Origin of the sequence: Sphingobacterium griseoflavum, assembly GCF_014653155.1 — a bacterium.
In the GTDB taxonomy this organism is placed as follows: domain Bacteria; phylum Bacteroidota; class Bacteroidia; order Sphingobacteriales; family Sphingobacteriaceae; genus Sphingobacterium; species Sphingobacterium griseoflavum.
On record NZ_BNAF01000015.1, the window covers coordinates 93,526 to 99,525 of the forward strand.

The window sequence follows — 6,000 nt, forward strand, 5'->3', positions numbered from 1 at the left end:
TTTAGTCGAGAAAAGGGTGCTTAGGGTCAGGACATCCTAGGCCCCTTTTCCAATTTCGTAAAGCGTTCCATATCTTTCTCCGCTCGCGGCGCTATAACGCAAAGTTCGCGCAATAAAACGTACCGTCTGATGCGATGTTTTCGAGCAGCTATCGCTAATCAATCGATTTGTTTCTACCTTTGTATCGCAATTAGATCGTTATGCGAAATAAAATCCTTTTTTTTAGCTATTTTAAATTAGTCCTGGCTTCTTCCGTCATCGCCTTCTTGTGTTGTTTACTTGCTTTCTTGTTGAAACAACTCACTGAGTATACACAACATCTTTTTTTTCTCGGCGCGCAGCAACAGCATGTATATCTGTTTGTGATACTGCCATCTATGGGTATCACCGCTATTTATTTTCTGCGTAAATATGTTTTTCATAATAGGAAGAATAAGGGTATCAAAGAAATTTATACAACATTGGAGACGCGAAAAGACCACCTTCCGGTATTTAAAATCCCCTCTCATTTTATCAACGGATTTTTGACGGTGGTATTTGGTGGATCAACTGGAATCGAGGTTTCTACGGTGGTATCGACGGCAACGATTGGCAACCAAATTTACAAACGGAGATTGATGCCGTTGGCGTTTAAGAAAGCGTGCATCTGCGCTGGCGTAGTCGCTGGCGTGACGGTACTATTTGGAAGTGCCATTGGAGGCTGGCTGTTTGCGATCGAAGTGATAGCCAAGAAATTTCAGAAAAAGGTAGTGGTTAGCGCAACCGTGTCCGCTTTAATCGCGTTTTTTTTTATTCAGTACGTCGGATCACCTTATTTAATTCCGATGTCTGCTGCGGTGTGGCAGTGGAAGGCGCTTCCCTACATGATGTTGCTAGCCGTGCTTGCTGGTTTGTTGGCGACATATTTTACACAGATTGTCATCTTTTGTAAGCACTGGTTTTCAGGTATATCAAACAATTTTTTGCGTGTCAATCTTGGTGCGTTGGCTGTAGGTATCCTGATTGTAGGCTTCCCTAGCCTTTATGGCGATAGCTATCATGGGTTGGTCGATATGCTGCGAACATTTACATTTAGCGGTATACATCTTCCAGGCAGCCTTCCGCTCACGCTTGCTGCACTGTTTTTGTTAAAGCCAATTGCCGCATCATTGACGCTAGGTGCGGGTGGTGATGGTGGCGTTTTTGCGCCAAGTATTGTCGCTGGAGCTTTTCTCGGTATTCTCTTTGCCTACCTGTGTAACACCTATTTGGGATTCGAGTTTTTGGTTGTCAATTTTGCCCTTATCGGGGCGGCAGCGACATTGGCAGCGGCTATACATGGTCCCATGACCGCCATATTTTTGATCTGTAGTCTGGCGCCGAATGGCTATCAATTGTTGTTCCCGCTGGGAATGGCAGCCTTCTCGGCCTATATGCTCTCCAAGAAAATATGCTCGTATAACGTTTATTCCTATCAGGGATGACGGCGGGATCGCATCCAACATGTCGGAACGCAAGCGTCGTCGGTAAGGGGCATGCATCGTCGCTTGATAACAAAAAAGAAGCCCAAAGTCGGGCGACTTTGGGACTTCAAAACCAATTATTAACCTAAATTATGAAGTAATTCAGAAGCAAAATCTATGCCAAAATTACAATGTTTAGCTTTTGCCATTAGCATACTTGTAAATTTTTTAGGGATTAGTTGAAAATATAGAAGCGCTGGCAAGGAGCGCACGTCTATTGAATCGCAATACATCGATGATAAGTGCTGCAAAATCCTCTGGCTGCAAGATCTTTTCCGGATTTCCATCGGTAATTTTTAAATCCACCATAGTCATATCGGTCGCGATGGTGCTCGGTGTCAGCGTCGTTACGCGGATGTTTTCTTTCCGCATTTCGTACATCAGCGATTCCGAGAACGCTATGACGGCAGATTTTGAGGCGCTGTAGGCTGATGAATTGGCACTCCCTTTGAGCCCGGCGGTGGAGGCTATATTGATGATGTCGCCCTGCCCCTGCGCTTTCATGATGGGCACAACAGCTTTGGCCACATAGTAAACGCCGAGCACATTGATTTGAATGATATTTTCCCAGATTTCGCTGGGCATGTCCTCTACGGTGCCGAATGCCGCTATTCCAGCATTGTTTATCAAGATGTCAATACGAGGAAAAGTCTGATGAATGGTCCTGATGCCAGCTTCTACCTCCGCTTGGTTTCCGACATTGAAAGCCGCATAAGTCGCCTTGATGCCGAATGCCTCAAGCTCATTTGCCGTGCTTTTCAGTTGTTCTTCGTTTCGGCCGGTCACAGCGATATTGACGCCTTCCTTTGCTAGAGCAATGGCAGTAGCTTTGCCAAGCCCTCGTCCACCTCCAGTGATCAAGGCTGTTTTTCCCTTTAATGTAGTCATATATATAAGCTATTTTTTAGGTAAAAATAGGGAAAATTGCAAGCGGTTAAGTATTTGCTGTTTGTAATGTTTTCGCAAGAACACGTTTATCGGCGGAGGTAAGGTATAGGAGCAGGCATATGGCTATAAAAGCGTAGCCAAGCAGAACGACCAGGCTGGCAGGCCCAATGGCAAGTCCGCTGGGAAACCATTGCGCCAAAAGTGACAAGAACGAGAGCCCGATGCCTGCACCCAAGAAATAACTGGTGCTGGTCAAGCTGGCGGCCATCCCATAATGTTGTGTTTCTACATCTTTGACACCCAAGACCGATAGACTTGTGAAGCAGATTGTCATGCCGATCTCCGAGATGCATGCCGCGCCGCACAAAACAAGTACCAACGGGTGGTGGGTATACGTTGCGATTAGCAGTAAGCTCAATCCGCAGAACATGCAGCACATGCCTAAGATACCCAGCTTGGCAGGAACTAGCTTTTTGCTGAGTGTCGGTATCAAAAATTTAGCGATCAGTGCCGATAGGACACTGAAGGGCACCAAGAGAAGTCCAGCGGAAGCCGAGGTATATTGCGCTGAGCGTACACAATAAGAAAACGGCAGGAAAATTTATTCAGGAAGTTGCGCAACTTCCTGAAGTGATAGAGTTCTACAACATCAGCGGCGACTTTGACTTCATGTTGAAGATTATCTCTTCCAGCATGGACGATTTTCATGATTTTTTTGTTAATCGTTTATCAGAAATTGACGGTATTGGGCAAACCAAGAGTATTTTCGTGATGAACACGATTAAAGAGTCGCAACAAATTCTTTAGGATTTTTTTGTTCATAAGCTACTTGTCCGGCAGATACTTTCTTTTATCTTTGCCGTATCATCATATCATCAGATGAATTAAGTTATGATTAAGAAAACATCACTAGCGGAAGAAGTAGCTGAACGTATTCGAGCTAAAATAAAATCCGGTGAATTGGCGCTGCATAGTCAGCTGCCCATAGAGCCTGCGTTAATGAAAATGTTCGGTGTGGGGCGTTCCAGTGTGCGCGAAGCTGTACGGATTTTGGCCAATCAGGGGTACCTCAACGTGCAGCAGGGGGTCGGAACATTTGTCGCTGATTGCGAGGGAAGGGAGGACCTCGGTGAAGCTTTTGAGCGAGCCGCTTTAACAGATTTGTTGGAGGTAAGGCAGTTGTTGGAAGTGCGTATAGCAGAAAAGGCAGCCCGACAGCGTAGCGATGACGATCTCTCAAAGATAGCGCGAGCTTTGGAAAAACGTAAGATCGAAGCCGATGCAAATGCCCTAGTGGCATGTATTGAGGCCGACATTGCCTTTCATCAAGCTATAGCTGACGCTTGTGGAAATTCCATGCTAAGCGAGCTGTATAGAGCTTCGTCTAAGCATATCGTTACTGCTTTCAAGCACATGTATCTCGATACAACTGTCTTTGTCGAAACGCAGCATTCGCATGAGGAGCTGTTTCTTGCCATCGAACGCCAAGATGTTTCGCAGGCTTGCGCTGTTCTTCACGAAATTATTGAAGCCGTCTAATCCATTATTATGAAAGCACTACATCCATCGGCAGAGCCGATTACAAGAAACACTATTTACAGTATTTTATTTGCTATTAGCTTCGGTCATTTATTGAATGATCTGATGCAATCTGTTATTCCATCGATTTATCCGATGTTGAAAGTGAATTTTAATCTCAGCTTTACACAGATTGGATTGATCACGCTCGTTTTTCAGCTGTCGGCTTCCATTTTACAACCATTTGTGGGGAATTACACAGATAGAAGACCTAATCCGCAGTCGCTGGCCATTGGGATGGGATTCACCTTGTTGGGATTGCTCCTTTTATCTGTTGCCAGCAATTTCATCTTTATTTTGGCTTCCGTTGCGTTGATAGGCGTAGGCTCGTCGATTTTTCATCCAGAGGCATCTCGTGTGGCGCAATTAGCTTCCGGCGGACGCAAAGGTCTGGCACAATCTATATTCCAGGTCGGAGGGAATGCAGGGAGTGCCATCGGCCCACTTTTGGCGGCCTTGATCGTCATACCCTATGGTCAGGTTAATATCCGATGGTTTGCCTTCTTTGCTGTTTTGGGCATCGTTGTCTTAACCATTGTCGGTCGATGGTACAAAGAAAACTTGGCCGAACGGAAACGCCGTATCGCTTCGCCCGCCTCCTCTGTTTATGCTCCCGGGCTAACAAAGGGTAGGGTAATTTTCTCTATTGTCATCTTGTTGATCCTTATTTTTTCGAAATATTTCTACATGGCGTCCATGAGTAGTTACTTTACCTTTTATTTGATCGATAAATTTGGTTTAGGTGTTCAGCAATCGCAGATTTGTTTGTTCGCATTTCTTGCGGCGGTTGCGGTAGGCACGATATTGGGTGGCCCTTTGGGTGATCGTTACGGTCGAAAGTTGATAATTTGGATTTCTATCCTTGGTGCCGCGCCGTTTACGCTCTTACTGCCGCATGTAGGTTTGATTGCTACCGTGGGGCTTGCCATGCTTATTGGTGTGATCATTTCCTCCGCGTTTTCTGCAATATTGGTTTATGCAACGGACTTGGTTCCCGGGAAAGTGGGAACCATTGCCGGCTTGTTTTTTGGTTTTGCCTTCGGAATGGGAGGTATTGGATCGGCATCATTAGGGTATCTTGCTGATAAAACAAGTATCGCCTATGTGTTTCAAGTATGTGCTTATCTTCCATTGATCGGTATAATTACTTGGTTTTTGCCAGACATTAAAGGTAGATAAATGTAATGGCGTACTTACGGTGTTTTTTTGTAGGCTTTTGGGATAAGGTGGTTCCGATCGTAAATTATCCTTCACTACACCAGCTTGTTGCGGTCTATGGCGAATGAATAAGCTGGAATAATTTGCAGGATATATGCCAAAGTTTCTATCTTTGCACCACTCCGCAAGGGAGGGACGATTGAAAAGCGAAAAACAGAAGATGGAAAAGGCCTTTAACGAAGGGCGTTTCCACGGTTAAAAGGCCCGAAAGGGCGTTGAAAAAAGTTCAACTTTATTTTGCGGAACCGAAAAAGTCTTCTACCTTTGCAGTCCCAACGAGAAGGAGGGAAACAAATAAGATAGTTCGGGCAGTGATGCCACGATATATAAAAAGCCAAAGCGCGACGCGGCGGCGAGAAAAGTTCTTTAAGAAAGATGATCATGTAGCGTAACGAGTAGTCGGGAGACGAAAGTTATACAATAACAATAAAGTCAACCTGTCAATCACGGAACGTAAGAGACAAAAAAAACGGTTCCGGTTATTTATTGATAAATAGCTTGGTATCGGACAATTCATTTTTACAATGGAGAGTTTGATCCTGGCTCAGGATGAACGCTAGCGGCAGGCCTAATACATGCAAGTCGGACGGGATCTGCCGGAGAGCTTGCTCGACGGCAGTGAGAGTGGCGCACGGGTGCGTAACGCGTGAGCAACCTGCCCATATCAGGGGGATAGCCCGGAGAAATCCGGATTAAGACCGCATAACACTGTGATTTGGCATCATGTTACAGTTAAATATTCATAGGATATGGATGGGCTCGCGTGACATTAGCTGGTTGGTGGGGTAACGGCCCACCAAGGCGACGATGTCTA

Annotated in this window: 6 protein-coding genes and 1 rRNA gene; 5 read left to right on the forward strand and 2 right to left on the reverse strand. The window is 45.4% G+C overall.

What is annotated here, in order from left to right:
* Positions 1-290 precede the first annotated feature (290 nt).
* On the forward strand, positions 291-1,463 hold the full coding sequence (locus tag IE165_RS16895) for a chloride channel protein (RefSeq protein WP_229826621.1): 1,173 nt from the start codon (positions 291-293) through the stop codon (positions 1,461-1,463).
* A 207-nt stretch (positions 1,464-1,670) separates the two neighbouring features.
* Here IE165_RS16895 and IE165_RS16900 read toward each other — a convergent pair whose 3' ends face one another.
* Both IE165_RS16900 and IE165_RS16905 read right to left on the reverse strand, forming a co-directional pair.
* On the reverse strand, positions 1,671-2,390 hold the full coding sequence (locus IE165_RS16900) for a 3-ketoacyl-ACP reductase (protein ID WP_189627822.1): 720 nt from the start codon (positions 2,388-2,390) through the stop codon (positions 1,671-1,673).
* A gap of 46 nt (positions 2,391-2,436) precedes the next feature.
* Positions 2,437-2,922, reverse strand: a complete 486-nt coding sequence (locus tag IE165_RS16905; RefSeq protein ID WP_373297927.1) for an MFS transporter — start codon at positions 2,920-2,922, stop codon at positions 2,437-2,439.
* Positions 2,923-2,993: 71 nt separating this feature from the next.
* Here IE165_RS16905 and IE165_RS16915 point away from each other — a divergent pair, with 71 nt between their 5' ends.
* From IE165_RS16915 to IE165_RS16930, 4 genes are all read left to right on the forward strand, one after another.
* Positions 2,994-3,197 (forward strand): Lrp/AsnC ligand binding domain-containing protein, encoded by a 204-nt coding sequence (locus IE165_RS16915; RefSeq protein WP_506004874.1) that lies wholly within the window; start codon positions 2,994-2,996, stop codon positions 3,195-3,197.
* An 84-nt stretch (positions 3,198-3,281) separates the two neighbouring features.
* Complete coding sequence (locus tag IE165_RS16920; RefSeq protein ID WP_189627825.1) at positions 3,282-3,929, forward strand: FadR/GntR family transcriptional regulator; 648 nt, start codon at positions 3,282-3,284, stop codon at positions 3,927-3,929.
* Between the two features lie 9 nt (positions 3,930-3,938).
* Positions 3,939-5,147: an MFS transporter gene (locus IE165_RS16925; RefSeq protein WP_189627826.1), complete on the forward strand. Its 1,209-nt coding sequence runs from the start codon at positions 3,939-3,941 to the stop codon at positions 5,145-5,147.
* Positions 5,148-5,707: 560 nt separating this feature from the next.
* Positions 5,708-6,000: ribosomal RNA gene (locus tag IE165_RS16930) — 16S ribosomal RNA — on the forward strand; the annotation flags it as partial.

Bases quoted from the DNA above. Each gene is read 5' to 3' on its own strand.
- IE165_RS16900 (WP_189627822.1), bottom strand. From the start codon at position 2,390: ATGACTACATTAAAGGGAAAAACAGCCTTGATCACTGGAGGTGGACGA.
- IE165_RS16920 (WP_189627825.1), top strand. From the start codon at position 3,282: ATGATTAAGAAAACATCACTAGCGGAAGAAGTAGCTGAACGTATTCGA.
- IE165_RS16925 (WP_189627826.1), top strand. From the start codon at position 3,939: ATGAAAGCACTACATCCATCGGCAGAGCCGATTACAAGAAACACTATT.